Source organism: Bradyrhizobium sp. LLZ17 (assembly GCF_041200145.1).
In the GTDB taxonomy this organism is placed as follows: Bacteria; Pseudomonadota; Alphaproteobacteria; order Rhizobiales; family Xanthobacteraceae; genus Bradyrhizobium.
This window is the reverse complement of record NZ_CP165734.1, coordinates 6,295,861-6,315,546: the sequence shown is the minus strand read 5'-3', so window position 1 is coordinate 6,315,546 and position 19,686 is coordinate 6,295,861. Positions and strand designations below refer to the sequence as shown.

The window sequence follows — 19,686 nt, the reverse complement described above, 5'->3', positions numbered from 1 at the left end:
GCCGCGAACAAGGCCTTACCGCAGTAATTGGCACGCAAAAACCCGCCGGCTCGGGAGCCGGCGGAGTTTGATTGCGATTGTTGGCGATCGGCGGGCACCGATCACTGGATCGAGCTAGCAGAGTCGCCGGCCGAGCGCGAGGCAGCAGGCTTTGATTTTTGACGCTACGAAGCAGGGCTCAGTTGCGCACCGCCTTACCTTGAAGCGCCTGCGCTCCATATGGCTAGGCGACCCTCAGATTTTCAGCGGACATTTTGCCCTTGTTGCTCATTTCCTCGTAGCTCACCCTCGCACCCTCGCTGAGCGTGCTCAGTCCCGCCCTTTCGACGGCCGAGATGTGAACGAAAACATCCTTGCCGCCATTGTCGGGCTGGATGAAGCCGTAACCTTTGGTCGGGTTGAACCACTTTACAGTACCTATCGCCACGCACGTCTCTCCTAAAAAATGAAAACGTCCCAGCTTGCCAGAAGCTGATCACAACGAAAAGAGGCCGGCGGCCCTCGTCCGCACCACGGAAGCTGTTGCGCGAGCGCAACGTCTTCCATGTTCCGCTTTGGAACAGATGTTTTGAGACTCAACCCGCAAACCCAGTTCTGGAATCATCACGCTACCCGCGGCTGGCAGTGATCATTCCGTAAGCACTCAATTTTCCCGGAAAAATAGAGCCGCAGGACCGTGAAAGATCCTGCGGCCCTTTCCATCTCGGCGGCACATCGAGTGTCTTAAAGGAGCGGAGAACGCAGAGTATCGTAGGCCTCCGGTGGAGGCTTACGATACTAAGAACGCATGGCGGATGCTGAGGCTCGACGCAGTCGATATGTGCTTCCGGTCATGGCGCCATGGCGGCTAACGGTCGCGGCAATGCAAGCGTGTTGATGCGCATCCTGTTGGCAGTGAACGACGCTGAGAGATCGGTTCGCGTCTTGCGCTTGACGTTGGTCACGCCGTCTTTGATGCGCCTTCCATGTCCTTGGCGATGATTCGACAGCAATCTTCCGCATCGCCCTTGCGCCTATGTCGACTGCGCTTCGAACTGCACTGCGCATTCCGCGAACAGACAACTCTCTTGCCCACTGTTCCAGCTTGCTCGCATTAACAGTCACGTTGATCTGCGTCGTTTCGCCTTTGCTAACCTATTAGTTAGTTGACGACTACACGCGATGTGCTAACAGCCGCGCTCAAATCACGTTAATGGAAGCGATCAGTGAGAACAGCGAAGACGAAGAAGATCAAGACGCGTGCTCGCCGCGAATGGACTGCGACTGACCTAAAAGCGCTGAAGGGTCATTCGAAGCAACGGACACCCGTGGTGAAGATATCCAAGCAGATGAAGCGCACCGTTGGCGCCCTTCGTCAGAAAGCCTTGGTGCTGGGCATTGGCTTGGGGCATCAACGCTAACTGCTTTCGGGCGGGTCCCCCTTCGTCGGCTCGCGCCGGTTTGGCATCATGGCGGCGGCGCGGTCGCACTCTCGAGATGCGCGCACCGCGAGGCGTGGGAAGAGCCCAATTGTCGCAAGGCGGTCAGTGAAGAGGTACCTCCTCCTAGATTGAACATATTCACTTGCGTCAATGCGCGGCTTTCGATTCTGGTGGATGATACGGTCAAGCCTGCGGCCGCCAATTTCCGGCAGGCTTCTGGCCCCAGCGCGCGCGCCCCCTGCTAGGAACCTGCCGCTGGGGCCTTCTCACGCTTGCTGTTTCAGCTCGCACGTTGGCACCGCAAGGACACCTGATTACATCGGTCGCGTGACCAGCACCAAGATCCGCAAGCACGAGGCCGTGCCCGACACCGGCAGTTTCGAGGTGTATTTCGACGACGGGCGGCCGGGCATTTTCGTCTATTGGGACGACGTGCCGAGCCGCCGGCTACACCCCCCCAAATCTCGACCCGCGCGCCGCCCTGGAAGAGGCGCGGCAGATCGGGCGGCGCGAGCGGGACAAGCTGCTCCATCAATAGAGCAGTGGAGGCAGCATCACCCTGAGGGAGAATTGGTATTGCTCGGGCCGGTCAATGTGCGATGAACTCGCTCGGCCTGCTCCCTTGTCAAATTGGCCGCAAAGCCCACTTCGGCGCCGATCAGTGCCGGGCCCTTGCGCTCCCGGTCGTAGACCATCCAACCTTTTCCACCTGCGCGAATAACAAATCTGCTCTGCGACGGCACATGGTCATTCACGATCAACGTCCCCGGTTTGCACGTACAGCGCGCAGAGAACCCATTCGCTATGCAACCTGCATTTGCATAGGTTAATACGATCAGGAAAAAGTGGAAAAGGTTGCGCCGCACCCTATGAGCACCTCACCGCCAAGGCGGAACGACAACGGTGACGATCGATTAAGAAGGCGTCGGTCGGAGTTATTGCGTATGCGTCCCTCCGCTTCGATCGTGCCGCGCGATCGCCTCGACCGGGATATCTATCTCGTGCTGGAAGACTTCGGCGCCCGCGCCGGCTGTGCCTGGCGCGAGACGGACGAGCAGGACACCGATCTCGAGACCTCATTGTCGAAGACCAGGTCGGGTTGCCCGGTCTCATGCCTCTTGCCCGGCCAACGAGCACCCATTCGTCTTGCTAGTTGTCTTTCGCACCGATTCGCACCGCGAAAAGGTCACCGTGGTTAGATAGCCCGGCGGCTTCGACCGGCTATCAAACCGTAGACGAAAAGCACGATGATGGCGCCTACGACTGCCCCGACCAGCCCCGCGCCTTCTCCGGGCCGATACCAGCCGAGAGACTGGCCGAGATAGGTGGCAACGAACGCCCCCACTATTCCCAGGATCGTGGTCAGGATGAAACCCGACGGCTCGTTGTCGCCGGGCATGATGAACTTGGCGATGACGCCTGCGATGAAGCCGATGATGATCGTCCAGATGATGCCCATGTCTTTCCTCGACTGTTGCGAAGCTATCCCGCCGTTGGAGCCGGAAGACGTCCGTCAGGCGTGTATTTGTCCACGGCTGTCGGGAGCTCGCGAGACAATCGGTCGAGAATCTCCTGCTGAGACAGACCGGTCTGCTGCTCCAGTTTTTGAAGGACATCCGGACCGATAGCCTGCTGAAGTTCGGGCGGGGTGACTTCGCGGTTTGGCCCTTGATTGATCCAGGATTGGGCCGCCTCGCCCTGTCCGTTCTGCTTGAAATGCTCGAGCAGCTCGCCGATCCCGCCACTCAGCAGCGAACCCACGCCACCGCTGCCCACCAGGCCGTCAAGGTTGCCGAGCAGGCCGCTCAGGGAATCCTTGGCGCCCGCCGGCTGACCGGAGGTCGCATTGCGAAAGATGTCCGCCAGCTTGTCCCGGTTTTGGTAACCGGCGATTGCGAGCATACCCAAGAGGGCGGTCATCGATGGCATTCCGCGGCTCATTTTCGACTCCTGAGTTCGACGATTGGCGAGAAACGCAAGAAAAGGGCGACCCGCCTGGGGCGGGCCGCCCGGTAATTCATCGCACACCGGTACTGTAGAGTTGCCGCTCTTTGCGGACCTCCTCCGCGCCATAAGGCTGGGCGGATGGATCGTAACTCTTCCACCCAGCCTTCTGCCAGGCTGCGCTCCGGTCGCGAAGATTGACGGCGGACTGGTTCAGGATCGCTTCGTATCGCGCCCGGTCCGCATCCGGCACACGGGCTGAAACCAGCGTACCGCCGCGCCTCACACCTTCGGCATAGAGCGGAGCTTCCTCATCGGATACGCCGGCTTGCGTCAATGCCCCGACAACGCCGCCCGTAGCTCCGCCGGCAACGGCACCGAGCGCGGTCGACGCGAGCCACCCGGCCGCCACGACGGGCCCCAGCCCGGGGATAGCCAACAAACCAAGGCCCGCGAGCAAGCCGGCAGCACCACCAACACCTGCGCCGAGGCCCGCTCCCGTAGCCGCACCTTCCGTCCGATCGTCAACCCCGTCGCGATCGCGATCGACCTTCTTGTCCGTGCTGTACCAGTTGTCGGAATTGTTCGCGACGATGCTCAGATCCGAATGCGGCACGCCCGCAGCTTCCAGGTTCGTCACGGCGCGCTGCGCATCGGAGTAGTTATCGTAGAGACGTGAAATCGTAACGGTCATCTTGAATCCCTCTCAATTTTCGCGCCAACCTATTTCGCCGCGTTCACGTTGCCCTGGAAATCCAGACTGACATCGGTCGAGGCGCCGCCTTTGCTGGCCTTTCCGCGCCAAATGCCTTTGTCGTCCTTCTTCAAGGATGTGACGTTACTGTAGCCCGCATCCTCGATCTTCGATTTGGCCTGGCCCTCAGTGAAACTGTTTGCGCCTGCAACCGGCTTGTTGGAGTTTTTCTGATCGGAACTGTTGACCGCATTGTTGTTGGGCCGATCGGTCGCCGGCGGATTTTGCGCAAACGACGGACCCGCCAGAAGCGAAGCAGCCGTCAGCAGCAGAAGAAATTTCTTGTTCATATGGTCCTCCAGTAGTGGCACGGCACAACAGATGCTTGGCTGAGAAGTTCCTCTCCCGGTCAACGGGCTTGGATGGGATCTACTTGGATCGAGGAGAGCACTTTGAAGAAGACGGCGGCGGGCCCCGGCTGCGGCTTGAGCAGTCGGTGTCCTGATCGTCGTCGATCTTTCCGGGCCAGGTGCACAAAACCGAAGTTCTCTGGCAGAGCCGCGGGGTTGCGGGGCACTCGCGCAGATCCCGCGCTGGCCTGTTCGCGTGCTTCATTCCTCAAATGCCTTCGCCACATCTTCTGGCCTTCTCCCATGCGACCTTGAAGCGGCCCTTCGCTTCGTCGAGCGAGCCGGCGTCCCCAAAAGGCGGTCCGGGAAGTGTCACGACGCAGGTCCAGAGCCAGAGCCCGGGAGAGCATTCGGCGGCATAGCAGATGCGGCCGACTAGCTGCCGGTCCTCGTGGACGGTGTAGTCGTCCAGGCCGATCATCCGGAGGGTAAAAGGGATTGTGGCTGGCTGCCGGCTAGGACCTATAGCCGCAGGCTGATCGAATGGTCCCTATCACGCAGAATGCGGCTGGCTTGAGCTGCACGAGAGCGGGACCTACGTGCGCCTCATCAAAGCTGAACGGCACGGATAGAAACGGCCCCAGCACACACCCCTATGTGCCGGGGCCGTTGGAGGTCCCTAGGCGGCATGTCATCGCCAAGAGGTCCCGACACTAGGTGCATCCGGCAATTAGTTCTGTTCACTTTCGGACGCCGCTATATTGTTCCCTCGGGGAACGAGTAGCCGCAATGAAAGACATGCAGGCTCAATTGGAAAAGCTCCGTGCGGATGCGGCCGAGTGCGCCCTCATCCGCGACCTCGCGACCGACCCGAAGAAACGAGAGCTTTTCACTAGGCTGGCCGATCACCTGACGGTTCTCGCATCAGAAGTTGAACGCGCAATCGCGGACAGTGTGAAGCGCATCTGATGAAGGCGGGCTGGCGCGGCATAGCTGCGGGAGAGCCTCCGGGTCGCTTCGTCTCTCACCAGAGCGTCAGCCGATCCAATTGACCAGCTAAACCCCGCAAAGAAAGCTTGGTGTTCGGGAATGTTGGCCGCTGAGCAAAGTGTCTCGTACTCTGCTTGGCAAAATCCCTGTATTAGGCGGCCGTAATCATGTGGCTCCAATTAGTGAAATTCCTGATAGCTGATTGCAATCACACGTGATGACGCGTGAAGCGGCTGGCCCGCTGCGGGTCGCACTCCATAAAGGCCGGCGATGCCCAACCCTAAGGCTAGCGGGGGAGCGGCTCCGGGGCGTGGCTACTTCGACCCGGCTCCCGGATTTGCAGGCGCGGCGGATGGCGCAGTTGCCGGAGAACCGGTGCTCGAGCCGGTGGATGTGGCCGGGTTCGTCGAGCTGCTCTTCGTTGTGGGCGCGCTGGTCTGGTTAGACGCGGTGGTGTGGTTATCAGAGCTGTAGAAAATCGCGGCGATACCCGCGATCATGACAATTGCGACAACCACCCAGGCTATTGGGCTGCTCCGGTAGTTCTGATCTCGACTGTTCATGATCCACTCCTAACCCCGCGAGCAAGAGACCCTGCATCCGCTGCACTAATAATGGTTTGAAAGAAGCTGCCGAGCAGGGACTCAGCAGCCCTCTTTCGTGTCGGACACGAGGCAAAAGGTCACCGACCAGTTGGATCCTGGCTCGCGCCCGGACGAACCCTTTGCGGGCCACCCTGGCCGCTGCTCGTTCCGCCGCTGTTTGCGCCGGCGGCGCTAGCTCCAGCGGGCGCCAGGCGCGTGGGCGAAGCCGATCGAGGCACCCGCAAGCATGGCGCACATCGCCACCGAGAAAATTGTCTTTCGCATATCGTCAACTCCGTTTTGCGGTTGTGTTCGTCAACCGAAGCTAATTGCCGCCCTTCCTAAGAGATGACGCTAAGCTTGATCTGTGCGGCCTTATCGGGCGCCGCTGAGATTTTTTTGGCGCGCGCCCAATCCGGCTCCAGCAACAGCACCTCGGTTCGTGCAAGCCACGACATACTCATGCTCGGCGAGAGCACTCCGGTCCCCCGTAGGCGCTTGGGCGCGGCGCCCACGGCGCCCGGCTGCCTATCTGGAGCTGTGGGGCATTGGCAGCCGGGCCGAGTGGGCATTCGAGGAAAGCCCACGCGCTCGCTCGACCACGCCGGTGCCGTGCCGTTCCTGCGGAGCGCACGATCATTGCTCCGAGTTTCGGTGGGGCGCTTCCCCGCAGCGCGCCTCCATCACCAACTCCAGCCGGCTCGCGAACCGCACGACGGCCAGAGCGTCCTTGGCCTTTTCCGGACGTCGAAAAAAGCGGCCCCTGCGTCGGGGCGCGCAGGAGCCGGGGTCAAATACTCCGGTTTGCAGGGGGGCTTGAAGCCGGAGCACCGTGACAACGGCGTGCATTGCCGCTTGTTCCCGACTCGCATAATGCGGCAAAACGCCGATCTTTTCGCAGATGCGTATGGCCTACGAGCTTTGCTTGGTGACCGCCGTCAAGCAGGTCCCATCCGTGGATTGCCGAAGCGGCGCTGAAGAACCGCCAGAAGCATTTTGTGGTCGACGGTGAGGCCGTGATTTTGGGTGTCGACGGCGGGTCCGATTTCAATGCGCTTCACTCGCGCAAGCCATGTGCGCTCGCCGCACAAATCTGGCGTTCGATCTTGGCGCGCCGTATGATGCACCCGTGAGTGCACGCGAGGTACAGCCATGACCACAACGGAAGCCATGAAGCACATCCATACGATCACGAAGGATGCGCATCTGCTCCCCGACAGCCAGCGCCTGCTGGTACTCGATCGGATAATCCAGATTTGCCTGAAGGCATCACTCACTCTGGCCGAGGATGCCAGCCTGTCATCCCAGCGTCCGCCTGTGCATTCGCTGAACTAGACCTGGCGTTCCTCTTCTGGTGGCTCGCTTGGAGCCGGAAGCCCGTACTTCTCTGCGCGCTGCGCCGCGAGCCTGCGATAAGCCTTGGCTTGCTGCTCGAACTGCGCCTTAACCTCCGGGTTGCTTTCCTCGGCGGCCATGCGCTCAAAGGTGAGCGCGTGCTCTAGGTATTCGTTCAGTAGCTTCATCGTGGCTCCCCAATGGGCCCGCCCATCATGCCGCTACATAAATCGATTCAGACGGCTGCCCATTAACCGGAAGACCCCGGGGGAGGCGGTGCATTTTCATTTCGAAGATTTTGAAACCTGGGTGGGCCGCTGTTCCAGAGCAGCGGCCCTTCACTTTAGGACCCTCTGGAGCGGCTTACGCTCAGCCCGCGTCAGGAGGCTTTTCTCAGAAGGGCCTCGCGCTCGGCACCCGCAGGGAGCTGTGCAGCCTGCTTTTTGAGCTTGGCGGCCAGACTTGCCACCCACGACACCCTCCTTGCGCAGCGGTGGATTGCTCCTAAGCGCAAGGAACGTAAGTTCAGTTCCGAACGAGGACGAACTTAGCCTTGCCTCCTGTTACCATGGCTGGCTGCCATCTTCGTTCAACTAGGGTTGAACAAATGGAAACTGCAATTCAGGCGTTACGGCACCTTGCCGACGAATGTGAAAACCGCACCAAGCTCGCTGCTGATCAGGACAACAAAGTCACTCTGATCCTCTTGGCGATGGACTGCCATTGGCTGGGGGGAAAGCTGAGCGGTTCAAAGCGGCTCGCTTGGATAGATCCGCTTGAACTGAGACCAATCTGGTTAGCAGTGTCGTCCATTCAGCCGGCTTGCTTAGTGCCGTTCCCAAAGGTGAAGGGCCGCTGCTCTGGAACAGCCTTCGAAATGAAATGCTCAGCCTGCTAGGGCCTATCGTAAGCTCGCAGCGTAGCGCGCAGAGCAGTACGGATTTCCAGCTCCAAGCTTGCCTCAGCCACCAGAAGAGGAATGATAGCTCTAGTGCAGCGAATGGTGCGAGGGCATGGTGTCGTTCCCGGCCTCAGCGAACTTGCAACACACCTCGACGATCCCCGGCGAGGACCACCCGGCGCTGCTTCTCAGGAAGCAAATGCGCGTCAGTGGCTAGCCCTTGGATCTGCTTCAGGGCTTCCGCCGTGGTCATGGCAGCACCTCGCGTGCACTCAGGCGGCATCATACGGGGCGCGGGTTCGGATGCCAATTTTGACCGGATTCTTTTTGGGCATCTAAGCTAACGCGAGCCCGTTTCCCAAGCGCGGTCGCCGCATCGCTTCTGCTCGACCGGCCGTCAGCGCCCTCCGCGAGGCGGCTTACAGCATCAGCCAAGCCATTCCAGCAATCAGAACCAAAAAACCGGTGAGCGCCGTCACCGCAAACCCATACTCAACTCTGTCCATGACCGCCCCTATACGCACCATCAAAATGATGCCTTACGCCGGGACACCTGAACAGCACATTTGTGAATCGGCCGGGTCAGAAATCGCTCCGCAGTACGAAGCCGCACCAGCGCCTCGCGCTCAGATCAGCACGATCATCGCCGCCGAGACCGCCGCGACCAGGAGAAGTAGGCCCGCGATGATGATGCCGAGCCAGACCACTTGCATGGCGGGCAACTAAGGGCGGGCTGAAAGGTTCCTCGGCGCCACAGCTGCGGCCCGCGGCGGTAGCAGACTGCCGCTGATGGTGGACGCTCATGGCCGCACCAGGATCAGGTCGTCGAGCGAGGCCGTCCGTGTAGCCGTAGCGGTGCTTGATCTCGTCACCGGCCATAAACATCGGCGGCCGGGTGTCCTGGAAGTCCAAGACCATGTGGACCACGACGTATTCGCCCCTCCCATTCGCTGGAGTACTTCGCCGTCGGTGCCACGGTCACGCGGCTGCCGAGCTGGATCTCGCAGACGGCGATGATCTGGCGGAGCAGGCGTCCCGCTTGGTCACCGCGTTCATGGCAGCTCCTACGGCCGCTCGGCCTTGAGCCCCTGGAGGATCCGCCACCACAGGCCGGCGGCGCTCTCGCATTCCGAGACGGGTGGCACGACGTCGAGACCGTGTTTGGGCTGGAGCATGTTGCCGATGGCCTTGTCCTCGGGCCAGCTGGCGCCGTGGTCGAGGCACTTCAGCACGTACGGCGAGGGCAGCTCGACTTGGTTCTTCATCGCGTCGAGAAGCTCGTACTGGAAATCGAGCGCGTCCTGCAGCTCGCGACGGAGCTGGTCGGGCGACAGTCGGTTGATGTAGTTCTCGTCGACCCACTTGCTCATAGATGATCTCCAAGGTTCCGCTGAAACTCGCGCAGGAAAGCGTTGGCATCGTCGAGGTCGGCCGGCAACTTCGTTGCCCTACAGCGAGGTCCGGCGGATCATGCGCCGGTCGTTGCCGAGCTGCTCAAGATCTTTAGTTTAGCTCGCCGAGGTTTTGCAGGTGTTGCGTCATGTGCCATTTGTGGAATTACGGATTTCATAGCAACCGAGGCGTTCGCGCAGGGGCACAACTGCCTGCATCAGGCGGGGTTACGCGCAAGATTTTGTCGCAGGTTGATGGACATGTCCCGGGTTATGCGACGATCATCATGGATGTGACCACAGAGGCGGGGGTGCCCGTTGCACGTCATACGCATCCGGGCATCGAGTCGAGCTACGTCCTGGAGGGAGGACGAGGCGAGGCCAAGGCGAGTACGGACAGGCAGCCTATTGCCAAGATCGTCTTCATGACCCTTCTCCGAGTTGCTTGTATCCGGAGATCAAGTCGCCTGGAGGAGGGCCGTTCCGGACCGGATGGCCGATGCTCGCTGATTACCGCGTACGCACGCACCCCGCTTCCCAGACGCCCCCTCGCCCATCCTTGATTCAAAAGACCCGCTCGATCGGCCGACCGGATCGGGGATGCGGGAACGGTCCAAAGCTTCGGTAGTTCGCAGAATGGCATCAGATGTGAGGTTTCGAGGAGGATTCAGTTGCGAATACTCGTCGTCGAGGACGACCTCCTCATACGCGAATTCGTCGTGGAGGCTCTGCGGGAGGAGGGCTACGAGGTCATCCACGCGGCCAATGGCGAAGACGCGCTGGAATGGTGCGGGAAGCGGGTCGCCGACGTGCTCGTCACCGACGTCAGGATGCCAGGGCGCGTCGACGGCTGGCAGATCGCCGAGCGTTGCCGCGAGCAGGATCCCGACCTCCCGGTGATCTACACGAGTGGCTTCTCGCCCGTCGCGCCGCGCCCCGTGTCCGGCAGTCTGTTCCTGCAAAAGCCCTATGATCCCGCGGAGATCGTCAGAGCCGTGAATACCATGGCCAGGCGAGCTTCGCCGAGTTGAGGGGAGAGCCGTCTGGGGAGATCAGTCCAACGCTAATGCGTTGTCTGTTGTGCCTTCGATCATGCGTCTGGATTCGCGCGACCAGACGACTCGAAACGGGCGGCTCCCGGCAGCTGCGGCCGGTAGGCGGAAGCGAGCAGCATCAGAAACAGCGCGCGATCTGCTTGGTACTTGGCCGCCACCCGACTGCCCTCCGCCCCCTGCATGACCGGACGGCCCTCAGTCGTGCAGAGACACCATTGAAACGTGCGGCGGCGTTGGCTCAGGTGAATCTCAAAAAGCGGGAGCTGATGCGGCATGACTCTCGTTTGTCTTTGCTTGGCGGCCGAGGTTCAGTGTTAATGAAAAAGGCTTTGATAGCTCTAGGCATTGGAGATAGCTTCGTATCCGGAGCTCGGATTCCTGCTCGGTTGCACGGAATGCGAGTGAGCGGCGGGCCAAGGCCGTCCCGTACCCCAACTCCCATCGCTTGAGCAAACCATTCGCCGGACGGGAGCGATGCTTCCGATCGGATCATTCAGGCCGTCAACATGTCGCCTTCGCCCAGTAGGATCGGCCTTTTCATCGACGGCGCCAATCTTCACGCCACCTCCAGGACGCTCGGCTTCGACGTCGACTACCGGCGCCTTCTGAACGAATTCCAGAGCCGGGGTACCCTGCTTCGCGCCTTGTACTACTCGGCCATCGTGGAGGATGAGGAATTCTCCTCGATCCGGCCGCTGCTGGATTGGCTCGATTACAACGGCTACACCGTCGTGACGAAGCCCACCAAGGAATTCGTCGATCCCTCTGGACGGCGCAAGGTCAAGGGCAACATGAACATCGAACTCGCGGTCGATGCCATGGAGCTCGCCGGCAAGCTCGACGAGATGGTCCTATTTTCCGGCGACGGCGATTTCCGCTCCTTGGTCGAGGCCGTCCAGCGTCGTGGCGTCCGGGTCACGGTGGTCTCGACCATGGCCAGCCGGCCGCCGATGGTCGCCGACGAGCTGCGCCGCCAGGCGGACGTCTTCACCGACCTGGTGGAGCTGCAAGCCAAGATAGGCCGGGACCTGTCCGAGCGCCCGCCAGCCCGCGAGCGCGGCGACGTCCGTGGTACGCCGCTGCGGCGCACCACCGCGGCGCCGCCGCGCGCCGAGCCCGACGAACTCATTCCGTAGGTCATGGAGTTCACCAGCGCTGCGCGCGAAATGGCGGGGCGCTTCTTCGGCGCCCCTTTCCGCACTCGACCGAGCTTCGATCATGAACTCTTCGCGCCGCTCTCCTGGCTCCGCCTGCTGTTCGGCCGCGATGGCCACATCGTCGGCGCCTCGCCCAGGGCCCTGCGACCAACCTGCTTCAGGTTCGACATCGCGGTCTCGCCACGGGTCGCGGCTTCGAGGATTTTCGAGGCGACGTGCGTGCGAGCGGTGGTCTCATGACGAGATACGTTCTCGCAGACTTCGTCGAGAACTGCGCGCAGCAGCGCGGTGGTTTCGGCATCGAGCATCGGGATGTCCCCCAGCAATGCGGCCATCATGCATGGAGACGGCGGAGCTGGAATTCACGCAAGTTAGGAATGACGAAAAATTCCGCGAACGGACGACAGGTCCAATAGCGTAGCCCCACCGGGGTCTTTTGGGGGGCTTGGGGCGGGGCCACGCCGGCCAGGCATTTACGCCAGGCCTGACGAACCAACTGGATTCCGCCGACCTCGTTCCTGTGGGCGGACGCGACGTCCGAGCGAACGACCTACTGCTCCGACGGAGGCAACGGGCTCTCCGCCCACTTCCGCGCAGTCGGGTCGTGCAGCGGGTCATCATCGCAATTGGTGCAGACGTACCACAGCCGCCCTGCCTCAGCTTCGTCGGGCACAGCCTTCACCGGCCTGCCGCAAGCCGGGCACGCCTTCCGTACCGGATAGAGCTCTGCCATTTGATTTCCCCCGCACCGGCAGTCTACGTCCGCCCCCGTTGCGACCTCAAGTCGGTCGCGGAAAATTGCATGCGGCAACGGGCGCTTCTTGACTCCACGAGTGCAGGGTATTCAACTTCCGGCAGTGATGTTGTGAGGCTGCTTCATGGAGCAGGAATTCTATCAAGGTCTCGCGCAGCGGGTCCGGGCCATCGCCGAGAAGGTCGACCCGTTCACCCGACGTCGGTTGTTGGATCTCGCCAAGCGGTACGATGCGCAGGGCAGTCCGACCTCGCGCTCCGGAGCGACCGAGCGTCCGCTGCCGACGCCGCGCGCCACGCCACCCGCGTCGATCTTCTCCGGAGCGGGCGAGGTCTGACGTCCGAGCGGTACGTCTGCCACGATCTTTGAATTTCTTCCTGGAAATCCGATCGCGATGGTAGGTGTTAACCGCTCAAGGGATGCTGCATGAAGAAACGCAACATCTCCCTCGTCGCGTCCGGCCCGCGCGGATCCGTGTAGGACCCGGCAGGACTGCCGCCCGACCAGGCATGGCCGGCGCCGTGGACACTCCAGTGCTCGGACATCGCCAGGCCGCCTCCATTGGCGAGCATGGTGCGGGTATACGCGTGCCCGTCGGGCACTCGCCCGCGAACCACCTTGGCTTTCTGGCCCTCGGCTTCGCCGGGCCGAGCGAGAACCCGTTCACCGTTGACGGGATGCACGGTGGTGTCGCCGTCGCCATGAAAGACGATGGTGGGCACCGGAGAGCAAGCCTCCGCGATAGCTCTCGGCGCACTGCCCTGCTTCATCGCCGTCAAGGCAGAGGGAAGATCGCTGGCAGCTCCGCAGGCCAGGCCCGAGTGGACGCCGACGGCGGCATACAGCTCGGGGTATGTCGCACCCATGATGGCTGCGGCGGCCCCGCCGGCCGACAGGCCTGCGACGTAGACCCGCTTGGGATCGATAGCGTACTCCCGCATGATCTTGCGAGTGATGCCCGCGATCAGCGAAGGCTCGCCGCCATCCCGCTGCTGGTCGCCCGTGCGAAACCAGTTCCAGCATTTCGCCTGGTTGGCTCCGCGTGGCTGCTCCGGATAGACGACGAAGCAGTTCTGCTCTTCCGCCAAAAAATTCATCCGGGTGCCGGCGGCGAAATCGTCCGGTGACTGGGTGCAGCCGTGAAGCATGACGACAAGGGGCCGCGGTGCTCCATCAGCGCGGCTCGGGATGAACAGCTTGTAGGTCCGGCTTCCCGCCGCGTTGCTGAAGGTATCGGCGACAAACCTTGTGCCGTCCGGTGCGATATCCCCCTTGGACGGTGGAGCGCGTCCGACCGGACCTGGCAGGCTGAATCCGGAAAGATCCTTCATGCCGCCGAATGGCGAGGAGCGTTGCGCCGCCGGACAGACGTAGTCTGAGTGGACGGGCCGCTCTCCCTGTCCTCGACCACGTCGGCCTTCAGGTCGAGTGTCGGCGGATCGAGCCTCGCCGGCTTGACATGCACAGCGCCACCCTTTGTCGCTGGGGGGCTGCGATCGCCGCGCAGCATGCGCTGCAGGAGTGCGGTGGCCTCGACCAGTTGGCCGGCACGCGTGAGGCGGGTCGCTTCGCGAACCATCTCTGGATTCAGCATCGTTTCACCTCGTTCTGTCGGCGAGAGCGGCCTTGACCGCGGGAGTGGCATGGAGGGCGCCCAGCACCGAGACCGAGGCGATGGCGGCGCGGGCCAGCTCGGGCGTGACGTCCTGGTCGATGGTCGCCAGACCGAGAACGTTGATGTGCAGCATCTCGCCGGCGCGGCGCGCCGCCTCGAGATCCTGGCGGGTATAGTTTCGCAGCCCGAGATCCAGGCTCTTCCGGGCCGTCGAATTCTTGACGACGTCCGCATGCCGTTCGAGCTGATTGCGGATCGCCGTCCGGATGAAGTCGGTCCTGTTCGAATAGAACCCCTCCTGCACCATCAGATCGACCTGACCCAGGTCGACGAAGCCGAGATTGATGGTGATTTTTTCGGTGTCCGGGATTTTCGGCCGGAGCTCGTGGACGTTGTCAGCCATGAGGGTTCCATCACATTTCCGCCATCCACAGGGATGGCGGATGGATGGCATATGGACCTTTGAAGGAGGACTTCAAGGCGGCCAGGCCACATCAGCCGACCGGCACGTGAACCTCGGTGAGCTTGGTCTCGAGCCCAAGGCTGTTCAGCTTCGTCCGGTGCCTAAATCTGGCGCCGCGCATCAGGACGAACTTGAACCGAACGGCGATCAGCAGCTGCAGGATCGGCGTGAGCGCATCCCATGGGATGCCGATGCTGCCGTAGATCTAGTCAACGATTTCCTCGCGCGGCTTGCGCCTCCGCCTGGTCTTGCTGGCCGCTTACAATTTCGGGTCGGTAGCCATCGCAGGCCCCGCATCGCCAAGGACAGAGCGAAGCTATCCGAGGCGGTTCGTGGCGGACATGCCGTCGTTGGCGAGGTGGCCCGCCATTTGCCCGCACCGGCATCTAGCGTCTGCACGTCCAGCAGCACGCCCGCAAACCGGCTGAATCGGATCAACATGAGCCGAAACCACCGTGAATGGCACGGTTTTCAGATTCCTCGTGGCCGGCGCCACCGCTATTGTGCAACTAAACCGAGCTACTGGGTAGGCTGACTCGAGAAGAGATGTTTCAAAGCGCATCGGAACTGGCCGCGATGGCCGAGGCCTTGAGCCAGTCGACGGACTACCGGGTGCTTCGGCGTCTCGTGCCCCGGCCGACGTCCATGCCGGCCCCAGGACAGGAGACCCGGACCGGCATCCTGCTGGATACCGAGACGACCGGCCTCGATCACGCGAGGGACGAGATCATCGAACTCGGGATGGTCAAATTCGACTACACGTCGGACGGTAGGATCGCCGGCGTCAGGGACACTTTCTCAGCCTTCAACGAGCCATCAGGGCCGATCCCGCCCGAGATAACGGCGCTCACCGGGATCACCGACGAAATGGTGGCCGGCCAAAAAATCGACGATGCCGCCGTCGACGCCTTCGTCGACGATTCCGTGCTTTTGATCATCGCCCACAATAGCGGGTTCGATCGGAAGTTTTCCGAACGCTACTGGCCGGTCTTCGAGCGAAAGGCGTGGGCATGCTCCGCGACGGAGGTCGATTGGCGATCTGGGTCACAAAGCTCGACCGCAAGCGCTCCTTCGCTTGCGTCCTCTCGCGGTCTTCTTGGTCGCCTTCTTCGCTGCAGCCATCGCTTTTCTCCTCGAGGTGTTTTGAGACAGTGCAACGCCGCGAAGGATTCGCCGGTTCCGGAACGATTCCGCCTGTGCCACTTTGAATCAGGTGTTGCGTCGAGTTCGTTCGTGGCGTTTCAGCGTAAGAAGCCGGCCGCCGGCCCTGGGGAGAAGGCCTCGTTTCCGGATTTCGTCGAACCGGCCCTACCCTGGCATCCTCGATCGAGAAGGTGCCGTCCGGGTCACGATGGATTCACGAAATCAAGTTCGACGGCTACCGCGTGCAGGTCCATCTCCACAATGAGGCGGTCAAGGTCTTCACCCGGCGCGGCCATGACTGGACCCACCGCTTCAAGAAGATCGCCGACGACGCCTGGCACATCAAGGCAAGCTCCGCGGTCGTCGACGGCGAGATCGTCGTGCCCGCCGCCGACGGCACCACCGACTTCTCGGTGCTGCAGAACGAGCTAAGGGGGAGTTCGAGGCGCATCGTGCTGGTGGCCTTCGACCTGCTATACCTGAACGGCCGTGACCTGCGGAAGCTTCCGCTCCACCAGCGGAAGGCGGAGCTCAAGAAGGTCATCGCCGGCACCGATGTCCAGTTCAGCGAGAGCTTCGAGATCGAGGGCCAAGAGATGTTCGCGCACGCCTGCAAGCTTGGGCTGGAGGGCGTGGTCTCCAAGGTCCGCGCCAGCGTGTACGTCAGCGGCCGGGCAACAACTGGGTGAAGAAGACCTGTGCGCAGCGGGAGAAGCTGACGATCGCGGGCTTCGCGCTCGATGAAGGCAAATGGGACGGCATCTACCTCGGTCGGCGAAAGGGCGACGATCTCGTCTACGCAGGCAAGGTCGACCACGGTTTTGACAAGACTGCCGCCGCCGACCTGCAGAAGCGGCTGAAGCCGCTCATCCGGAAGACGCAGCCGTATTCGAAGCGGATCGCCCACAAAGGCATCTGGGTCGAGCCGAAGCTGCTCGCCGAGATCGAGTACCGGGCCAAGTCGGCGGAGGGAAAGGTGCGGCACCCATTTTTCAAGGGGCTACGCGAGGATCTTTGACCAGGCACGTCGATCATTCCCGCGATGCGGGGCGAGGTAGTGACCGAACCATAGCCGCCGGCCAGCGTTTATAAACACCATGTCTGACGCGTTTGACTACTTCCGCGCCTACGCCGTCCGGGCTCTTTGCAAAGCCCGATCGATGCCGCGCGGCAGGATGAAGCACATGCAGCTGGTTGCGGCGCGAATTTACAATCTCCTCAAGAAGGAGGCCGCTTATAGCCCGAACACGCAGCACCTTGAGGACTTCAGGGCAGGGCAGAAACTTGAGGCATCTCTCGATCGCCGGCGCGATGACGGCGCACCCGCTCAAGGAGCATTCGCTCCAGTGAGGCCGGGCGCGGAACGGAAGGCTCGTTGAGTGCCTGCCCTCGATGCTCGCACTGTGGCAAGTCTCCTGCGAGAATACGCGCAGCGCACTGCCTTGCGTGGCGGCAATCCCTACAGGGCCAAAGCCTATGCGCGCGCCCAGACAGCCTGGCGGCCCTTGCCGTCCCTCTGGACGTGCTCATCGCCGAAGACCGGCTCACGGAAATCCCCGGCGTCGGCGAGGCGATCGCCGACATTATCGTCAAGCTTCACAAGACGGGCTCTCATCCCAGCCTCGAGAAGCTCCGGAAGGAGATACCCGAGGGCGTGCTCGAGATGCTCGCCGTTCCCGGCCTCCGCCCCGAGAAGGTGCTGCGGCTCTACAAGGATCTCGGCATCACTTCGCTCGCGGAGTTGGAGGCCGCCGCCAAGGACGAGCGCATCAAGAAGGCCAAAGGCCTCGGCGCGGCGCTGCAGACCAAGATTCTGCAGAACCTGGCCATCGCGAAAAGCGGAGAAGGTCGCCTCCATCTGCATCGTGCGGCCGCCCTGCTCGCGCACGCCAAGGATTCGCTTCGCAGGGCCCGTCCAGAGCTCAAGCGCGTGACGATCGCAGGCGACTTCCGCCGTGGCTGCGAATTGGTGGGCGAGCTCACGATCGTTGCCGAGACTGCCAAGGCGGACAAGACGTCGAAGGCCTCAGCGGCGGACGGGCTGCAGATCCGCTTATCCGATCGCAGCCACTTCGGCGCCACTCTTCTCTTCTCTCTTCGCGACCGGCTCGGCCGCTCACATCGAGCAGCTCCGGACGTTAGCCGTCGAGAAAGAGATGCGGTTGGAGGCCGACGGCTTGCACAAGGGCCGCACCCTGATCGCCGGCGACGAGACCGAGATCTATCGCGCGCTCGGTCTGCCCTTCATCGATCCGGAGCTCCGGGAAGGCCGCGACGAAATCAAGCTGGCTTTGAAGGGCAAGCTGCCGAAGCTCGTCACCGACAACGACCTCCGCGGAGTCCTTCACTGCCACACGGATGCCTCCGACGGCACCGAGACCCTGGAGGCGATGGCCAAGGCCACGCTCCAGCGCGGTTTCGAATATTTCGGGGTCGCCGACCATTCCAAGTCGGCGCACTACGCCGGCGGTCTCTCGGTGGAAGAGATAGCCCAGCAGCACCGAGAGGCAGACCGGCTGAACAAGCGCTTCGGCAAGGATTTCCGGATCCTGAAAGGCATCGAGTCCGACATTCTGGCCGACGGCTCGCTGGACTATGCGGACGACGTGCTGCAGCGCTTCGACTTCGTGGTCGCGAGCATCCACGGCCGCTTCAAACTCGACCGCAAGGCACAGACGCAGCGCCTGCTTCGGGCCATCTCCGATCCTCACACCACCGTCATCGGCCACATGACCGGGCGGCAGTTGCAGCGGCGGCCGGGCTACGAAATCGACGTCGAGAAGGTGCTGCGCGCCTGCGCCAAGCATGACGTCGTCGTCGAGATCAACGCCCACCCGTGGCGCCTCGACCTGGACTGGCGCTGGCACCAGGCCGCCCTTGAGTTCGGCTGCATGCTGAGCATCAATCCGGACGCGCACTCGATCGCCGAGCTCGATCACATGCACTGGGGTGTCGAGATGGCCCGGAAGGGCGGCGTGCCACCGGAGCGGGTCCTGAACGCGATGACGCTGCCGGAGATCACGCGCTACCTCCGCCAGAAGCGTCGCTCGTTCGCCCGGGCCGCCTGATGCCGCCGGCGCACGCGCTCGCGATGCAAGGCGCCGTGGTCGCGGTCGCCGCCGATCGCGGTCACCACTTCAGGAAACCGCCCCAAGATCGGATCGTGCTGGTGGAAGGCCGTGGCGTCGAAGGCGACGCCCACGCCGGCGCATTCGTCCAGCACCGCTATCTCGCCCGCCGCAAGCCGCGCCTACCGAATCTCCGGCAGGTTCACCTGATCCCATCCGAGCTCTTCTCGTCCCTCCTTGAAATTGGCTTCGAGGTCGGAGCCGGGGATCTGGGCGAGAACATCACTGCCGCCGGCCTGGACCTCGAGCGGATGCCGCTCGGGACGCTCGTCGAACTTGGACCCGCGGCGATCGTGGAGCTGACCGGCCTCCGGACGCCCTGTGTCCTCATCGACCGCTTCCGGGCCGGCTTAAAACGGCAGGTGCTCTCGTGGGCGGAAACGGGCCCTCCATTCAGATGTGGGGTGCTGGGCGTGGTCAGGGCCGGCGGAGCGGTCGCGGCTGGTGATAGCGCGCTGGTTCGGCTCCCGTCATCTTCTTTTCGTGCCTTGCCGGGTCTGTAGAGAGGCCCGTACGCAAGTCGGCGGCCGATATCCGACCGCGGCCTAGGACTTCACCAGCAGATCGATATGCTCCTTGATCGGCGCGTGGATCTTCAGCAGGTGTGGCGGCCGTTGAGCCGCCGATGATCGTGCTAGGCATCGAGCACCCACGATGACCGCCCCGACTGGGAGGTTATCGACGCAAGCGCGGGGCCGCCGAAGCCTTCAGTTTGCCGGACGGAACTGACGATGCATCCTCCTCGTTCCTACCCTCCGTCA

Annotated in this window: 19 protein-coding genes and 5 pseudogenes; 12 read left to right on the top strand and 12 right to left on the bottom strand. The window is 62.3% G+C overall.

Going from position 1 to position 19,686, the window contains the following annotated elements; translation table 11 throughout:
• Positions 1-223: 223 nt before the first annotated feature.
• Positions 224-427, bottom strand: a complete 204-nt coding sequence (locus AB8Z38_RS30350) for a cold-shock protein (RefSeq protein ID WP_027520167.1) — start codon at positions 425-427, stop codon at positions 224-226.
• Positions 428-1,205: 778 nt separating this feature from the next.
• On the opposite strand from AB8Z38_RS30350, the gene AB8Z38_RS30345 reads away from it, so the two are divergent.
• A complete protein-coding gene (locus AB8Z38_RS30345) occupies positions 1,206-1,400 on the top strand; it encodes a hypothetical protein (RefSeq protein ID WP_027520168.1) in 195 nt (64 codons plus the stop codon).
• A gap of 575 nt (positions 1,401-1,975) precedes the next feature.
• Here the strand turns inward: AB8Z38_RS30345 and AB8Z38_RS30340 are convergent.
• From AB8Z38_RS30340 to AB8Z38_RS30315, 6 genes are all read right to left on the bottom strand, one after another.
• On the bottom strand, positions 1,976-2,176 hold the full coding sequence (locus AB8Z38_RS30340) for a hypothetical protein (protein ID WP_198034942.1): 201 nt from the start codon (positions 2,174-2,176) through the stop codon (positions 1,976-1,978).
• Between the two features lie 440 nt (positions 2,177-2,616).
• Positions 2,617-2,880 (bottom strand): GlsB/YeaQ/YmgE family stress response membrane protein, encoded by a 264-nt coding sequence (locus tag AB8Z38_RS30335; protein ID WP_369721305.1) that lies wholly within the window; start codon positions 2,878-2,880, stop codon positions 2,617-2,619.
• 23 nt (positions 2,881-2,903) lie between these two features.
• Positions 2,904-3,362 carry a YidB family protein gene (locus AB8Z38_RS30330; RefSeq protein ID WP_369721304.1) on the bottom strand — a complete coding sequence of 153 codons (459 nt, stop codon included), beginning with the start codon at positions 3,360-3,362 and terminating at the stop codon, positions 2,904-2,906.
• Between the two features lie 76 nt (positions 3,363-3,438).
• Entirely contained in the window at positions 3,439-4,059 is a 621-nt protein-coding gene (locus AB8Z38_RS30325; RefSeq protein WP_369721303.1) for a general stress protein, read from the bottom strand.
• A gap of 29 nt (positions 4,060-4,088) precedes the next feature.
• Positions 4,089-4,409 (bottom strand): hypothetical protein, encoded by a 321-nt coding sequence (locus AB8Z38_RS30320; RefSeq protein WP_369721302.1) that lies wholly within the window; start codon positions 4,407-4,409, stop codon positions 4,089-4,091.
• Between the two features lie 268 nt (positions 4,410-4,677).
• The gene (locus AB8Z38_RS30315; RefSeq protein WP_369721300.1) at positions 4,678-4,890 is read right to left on the bottom strand and encodes a hypothetical protein; all 213 of its coding nucleotides are present in this window, start codon (positions 4,888-4,890) and stop codon (positions 4,678-4,680) included.
• A 308-nt stretch (positions 4,891-5,198) separates the two neighbouring features.
• Between AB8Z38_RS30315 and AB8Z38_RS30310 the strand changes: the two genes are divergently transcribed.
• The 3 genes and pseudogenes from AB8Z38_RS30310 (at position 5,199) to AB8Z38_RS30300 (ending at position 7,318) form a co-directional block, all read left to right on the top strand.
• A complete protein-coding gene (locus AB8Z38_RS30310) occupies positions 5,199-5,378 on the top strand; it encodes a hypothetical protein (protein WP_369721299.1) in 180 nt (59 codons plus the stop codon).
• Positions 5,379-6,924: 1,546 nt separating this feature from the next.
• Positions 6,925-7,053, top strand: a pseudogene (locus AB8Z38_RS30305) (DNA ligase); the annotation flags it as partial.
• 82 nt (positions 7,054-7,135) lie between these two features.
• On the top strand, positions 7,136-7,318 hold the full coding sequence (locus AB8Z38_RS30300) for a hypothetical protein (RefSeq protein ID WP_027520172.1): 183 nt from the start codon (positions 7,136-7,138) through the stop codon (positions 7,316-7,318).
• On the opposite strand, the gene AB8Z38_RS30295 is transcribed toward AB8Z38_RS30300, so the two are convergent.
• Together AB8Z38_RS30295 and AB8Z38_RS30290 are read right to left on the bottom strand one after the other, a co-directional pair.
• Positions 7,315-7,506, bottom strand: a complete 192-nt coding sequence (locus tag AB8Z38_RS30295) for a hypothetical protein (RefSeq protein ID WP_027520173.1) — start codon at positions 7,504-7,506, stop codon at positions 7,315-7,317. The two genes, AB8Z38_RS30300 and AB8Z38_RS30295, sit on opposite strands and share 4 nt — an antisense overlap.
• Positions 7,507-9,283: 1,777 nt before the next feature.
• Positions 9,284-9,589 (bottom strand): hypothetical protein, encoded by a 306-nt coding sequence (locus AB8Z38_RS30290; RefSeq protein ID WP_027520174.1) that lies wholly within the window; start codon positions 9,587-9,589, stop codon positions 9,284-9,286.
• 692 nt (positions 9,590-10,281) lie between these two features.
• Between AB8Z38_RS30290 and AB8Z38_RS30285 the strand changes: the two genes are divergently transcribed.
• Both AB8Z38_RS30285 and AB8Z38_RS30280 read left to right on the top strand, forming a co-directional pair.
• Complete coding sequence (locus AB8Z38_RS30285) at positions 10,282-10,641, top strand: response regulator transcription factor (RefSeq protein ID WP_027520175.1); 360 nt, start codon at positions 10,282-10,284, stop codon at positions 10,639-10,641.
• Between the two features lie 530 nt (positions 10,642-11,171).
• Positions 11,172-11,801, top strand: coding sequence for an NYN domain-containing protein (locus AB8Z38_RS30280; protein ID WP_369721298.1), 630 nt, complete (start codon positions 11,172-11,174; stop codon positions 11,799-11,801).
• An 80-nt stretch (positions 11,802-11,881) separates the two neighbouring features.
• Here the strand turns inward: AB8Z38_RS30280 and AB8Z38_RS30275 are convergent, their stop codons facing one another.
• Complete coding sequence (locus tag AB8Z38_RS30275) at positions 11,882-12,130, bottom strand: hypothetical protein (RefSeq protein WP_369721297.1); 249 nt, start codon at positions 12,128-12,130, stop codon at positions 11,882-11,884.
• 570 nt (positions 12,131-12,700) lie between these two features.
• Between AB8Z38_RS30275 and AB8Z38_RS30270 the strand changes: the two genes are divergently transcribed.
• On the top strand, positions 12,701-12,913 hold the full coding sequence (locus tag AB8Z38_RS30270) for a hypothetical protein (RefSeq protein WP_369721296.1): 213 nt from the start codon (positions 12,701-12,703) through the stop codon (positions 12,911-12,913).
• A 67-nt stretch (positions 12,914-12,980) separates the two neighbouring features.
• On the opposite strand, the pseudogene AB8Z38_RS30265 reads toward AB8Z38_RS30270, so the two are convergent.
• A pseudogene (locus AB8Z38_RS30265) lies at positions 12,981-14,170 on the bottom strand (PHB depolymerase family esterase).
• Positions 14,171-14,174: 4 nt separating this feature from the next.
• Positions 14,175-14,594 carry a CopG family transcriptional regulator gene (locus tag AB8Z38_RS30260; protein ID WP_369721295.1) on the bottom strand — a complete coding sequence of 140 codons (420 nt, stop codon included), beginning with the start codon at positions 14,592-14,594 and terminating at the stop codon, positions 14,175-14,177.
• A 40-nt stretch (positions 14,595-14,634) separates the two neighbouring features.
• On the opposite strand from AB8Z38_RS30260, the gene AB8Z38_RS30255 reads away from it, so the two are divergent.
• From AB8Z38_RS30255 to AB8Z38_RS30235, 5 genes and pseudogenes are all read left to right on the top strand, one after another.
• Positions 14,635-15,189, top strand: coding sequence for a hypothetical protein (locus AB8Z38_RS30255; RefSeq protein ID WP_369721294.1), 555 nt, complete (start codon positions 14,635-14,637; stop codon positions 15,187-15,189).
• Positions 15,190-15,200: 11 nt separating this feature from the next.
• A pseudogene (locus AB8Z38_RS30250) lies at positions 15,201-15,692 on the top strand (3'-5' exonuclease); the annotation flags it as partial.
• A 195-nt stretch (positions 15,693-15,887) separates the two neighbouring features.
• Positions 15,888-16,815: pseudogene (ligD, locus tag AB8Z38_RS30245) on the top strand (non-homologous end-joining DNA ligase).
• Between the two features lie 361 nt (positions 16,816-17,176).
• A pseudogene (locus AB8Z38_RS30240) lies at positions 17,177-18,865 on the top strand (helix-hairpin-helix domain-containing protein).
• On the top strand, positions 18,865-19,428 hold the full coding sequence (locus AB8Z38_RS30235) for an MOSC domain-containing protein (protein ID WP_369721293.1): 564 nt from the start codon (positions 18,865-18,867) through the stop codon (positions 19,426-19,428). The pseudogene AB8Z38_RS30240 and the gene AB8Z38_RS30235 overlap by 1 nt, the downstream one beginning before the upstream one ends.
• Positions 19,429-19,686 lie beyond the last annotated feature (258 nt).

Excerpts from the sequence above, each read along its gene's own strand:
- AB8Z38_RS30290 (WP_027520174.1), bottom strand. The coding sequence starts at position 9,589 with ATGAGCAAGTGGGTCGACGAGAACTACATCAACCGACTGTCGCCCGAC.
- AB8Z38_RS30270 (WP_369721296.1), top strand. The coding sequence starts at position 12,701 with ATGGAGCAGGAATTCTATCAAGGTCTCGCGCAGCGGGTCCGGGCCATC.
- AB8Z38_RS30255 (WP_369721294.1), top strand. The coding sequence starts at position 14,635 with ATGGATGGCATATGGACCTTTGAAGGAGGACTTCAAGGCGGCCAGGCC.
- AB8Z38_RS30330 (WP_369721304.1), bottom strand. The coding sequence starts at position 3,362 with ATGAGCCGCGGAATGCCATCGATGACCGCCCTCTTGGGTATGCTCGCA.
- AB8Z38_RS30280 (WP_369721298.1), top strand. The coding sequence starts at position 11,172 with ATGTCGCCTTCGCCCAGTAGGATCGGCCTTTTCATCGACGGCGCCAAT.
- AB8Z38_RS30320 (WP_369721302.1), bottom strand. The coding sequence starts at position 4,409 with ATGAACAAGAAATTTCTTCTGCTGCTGACGGCTGCTTCGCTTCTGGCG.
- AB8Z38_RS30295 (WP_027520173.1), bottom strand. The coding sequence starts at position 7,506 with ATGAAGCTACTGAACGAATACCTAGAGCACGCGCTCACCTTTGAGCGC.
- AB8Z38_RS30300 (WP_027520172.1), top strand. The coding sequence starts at position 7,136 with ATGACCACAACGGAAGCCATGAAGCACATCCATACGATCACGAAGGAT.
- AB8Z38_RS30275 (WP_369721297.1), bottom strand. The coding sequence starts at position 12,130 with ATGCTCGATGCCGAAACCACCGCGCTGCTGCGCGCAGTTCTCGACGAA.
- AB8Z38_RS30335 (WP_369721305.1), bottom strand. The coding sequence starts at position 2,880 with ATGGGCATCATCTGGACGATCATCATCGGCTTCATCGCAGGCGTCATC.
- AB8Z38_RS30315 (WP_369721300.1), bottom strand. The coding sequence starts at position 4,890 with ATGATCGGCCTGGACGACTACACCGTCCACGAGGACCGGCAGCTAGTC.
- AB8Z38_RS30325 (WP_369721303.1), bottom strand. The coding sequence starts at position 4,059 with ATGACCGTTACGATTTCACGTCTCTACGATAACTACTCCGATGCGCAG.
- AB8Z38_RS30235 (WP_369721293.1), top strand. The coding sequence starts at position 18,865 with ATGCCGCCGGCGCACGCGCTCGCGATGCAAGGCGCCGTGGTCGCGGTC.
- AB8Z38_RS30260 (WP_369721295.1), bottom strand. The coding sequence starts at position 14,594 with ATGGCTGACAACGTCCACGAGCTCCGGCCGAAAATCCCGGACACCGAA.
- AB8Z38_RS30310 (WP_369721299.1), top strand. The coding sequence starts at position 5,199 with ATGAAAGACATGCAGGCTCAATTGGAAAAGCTCCGTGCGGATGCGGCC.